The organism is Mesorhizobium sp. M2A.F.Ca.ET.067.02.1.1 (genome assembly GCF_004023285.1).
Lineage (GTDB): Bacteria > Pseudomonadota > Alphaproteobacteria > Rhizobiales > Rhizobiaceae > Mesorhizobium.
Genome location: NZ_RZSB01000900.1, coordinates 1 through 2,184, shown reverse-complemented (window position 1 = coordinate 2,184; position 2,184 = coordinate 1). Strand labels below are relative to the sequence as shown.

The window sequence follows — 2,184 nt, the reverse complement described above, 5'->3', positions numbered from 1 at the left end:
CTACGAAGGCATGGATATCGGCGGCGAGACCGCCGGCCTCATCACCTATATGCGAACCGACGGCGTGCAGATGGCGCCGGAGGCGATCGAGGCCGCCCGCAATGCCATCGTCAGCGAATTCGGCGCGAAATACCTACCGGAGAAGCCGCGTTTCTACACCACCAAGGCCAAGAACGCCCAGGAAGCCCACGAGGCGATCCGCCCGACCGATTTCCGGCGCACGCCGGCTTCCGTTCGGCAATATCTCGACGCCGACCAGGCCCGCCTCTACGAGCTGATCTGGAAGCGCGCCATCGCCAGCCAGATGCAGCCGGCCGAGATCGAGCGCACCACGGCCGAGATCGAGGCCGTCAACGGCGCTCGCACCGCCGAGTTGCGCGCGATCGGTTCGGTCATCCGCTTCGACGGCTTCATCGCCGCCTACACCGACCAGAAGGACGAGGACGCGGAGGACGAGGAGAGCCACCGCCTGCCCGAGATCCGCTCCGGCGAGCAACTTGCCCGCCAGGCGATCAACGCCATCCAGCACACCACCGAACCGCCGCCGCGCTATTCCGAGGCGTCGCTGATCAAGAAGCTGGAGGAGCTCGGCATCGGCCGGCCATCGACCTACACCGCGATCCTGAAGACGCTCGAGGATCGCGACTACGTCACCATCGACCGGCGCAAGCTGGTGCCGCAGGCCAAGGGCCGGCTGCTCTCGGCCTTCCTCGAAAGCTTCTTCGAGCGTTACGTCGAATATGATTTCACCGCTTCGCTTGAAGAGAAGCTCGACGAGATTTCCGACGGCAAGCTCGCCTGGAAGGACGTTCTGCGCGACTTCTGGAAGGATTTCTCCGGCGCCGTCGACGACATCAAGGAATTGCGTGTCACCGACGTGCTCGATGCGCTCAACGAAGAGCTCGCGCCGCTTGTCTTCCCGGAGCGCGAGGACGGCTCCAACCCGCGCATCTGCCCGAAATGCGGCACCGGAAATCTGTCGCTGAAGCTCGGCAAGTTCGGCGCTTTCGTCGGCTGCTCGAACTATCCGGAGTGCTCCTACACCCGCCAGCTCGGCGACGCCGCCAACCCCAATGGCGAGAACGGCAATGGCGAGGACGGCGTCAGGCTGCTCGGCAAGGATCCTTACACGGCCGAGGAAATCACGCTGAGGAGCGGCCGCTTCGGTCCCTATATCCAGCGCGGCGAAGGCAAGGACGCCAAGCGCTCGAGCCTGCCCAAGGGCTGGACGCCCGAGTCGATCGACCACGAGAAGGCGCTGGCCCTGCTGGCGCTGCCGCGCGACGTCGGAAAACATCCCGAAACCGGCAAGATGATCTCGGCCGGCCTCGGCCGCTACGGCCCGTTCGTGCTGCATGACGGCACCTACGCCAATCTGGAGAGCATCGAGGACGTGTTCTCGATCGGCCTGAACCGCGCCGTCTCGGTGATCGCCGAGAAGCAGCAGAAGGGCAAGGGCGGCCGCAACGGCGCCACGCCGGCGGCGCTGAAAGAGCTTGGCGACCATCCGGACGGCGGCGGCAAGATCACGGTACGCGACGGCCGCTACGGGCCCTATGTCAATTACGGCAAGGTCAATGCGACGCTGCCCAAGGGCAAGGACCCGCAATCGGTGACGATGGAAGAGGCGCTCGCCCTGATCGCCGAAAAGGAAGCCAAGGGCGGAGGTGGCAAAAAGCCCTTCCGCAGGGCGGCGAAGAAGGGGTAGCAGGACGTGGCGCGCAGGATCTCCGGAAGAAGCCACGGCGATCCGCGCCACGCCGACACGAGGGCCAAGGTCAAGGACGACTATCGGCCCTCGCGCGACGAGATCCTGCGCTACATCGCCGAAAATCCCGACCGCTCCGGCAAGCGCGAGATCGCCAAGGCCTTTGCGCTGCGCGGCGAGGATCGCGTCTGGCTGAAGGACATGTTGCGCGATCTCCAGGATGAAGGTCTGCTCAACAAGGAGCGCAAGCGCCTGACCCGCGCCGGCGCAGTGCCTCACGTCGCCGTGCTCGATATTTTCGGCCGAGACGAAGACGGCGTGCTCCTGGCCAATCCGAGCGAATATACCGGCGCCGGTTCTGCGCCCGTCATCGCCATCCGCATCTCGCGCGGCGCCGGCGGCCCGGCGCCCGGCATCGGCGACCGTGTGCTTGCCAAAACCTTCCCGACCGACGACCCGTCGGGCCCCGCCTATAC

General features: G+C 65.8%; 1 protein-coding gene and 1 pseudogene. Both read left to right on the top strand.

Annotated elements, in window-relative coordinates; genetic code table 11:
- On the top strand, positions 1-1,708 hold a 1,708-nt coding region (locus tag EOA28_RS33430; protein ID WP_128315728.1), incomplete at its 5' end, for a DNA topoisomerase.
- A gap of 6 nt (positions 1,709-1,714) precedes the next feature.
- A pseudogene (locus tag EOA28_RS33425) lies at positions 1,715-2,184 on the top strand (ribonuclease R); the annotation flags it as partial.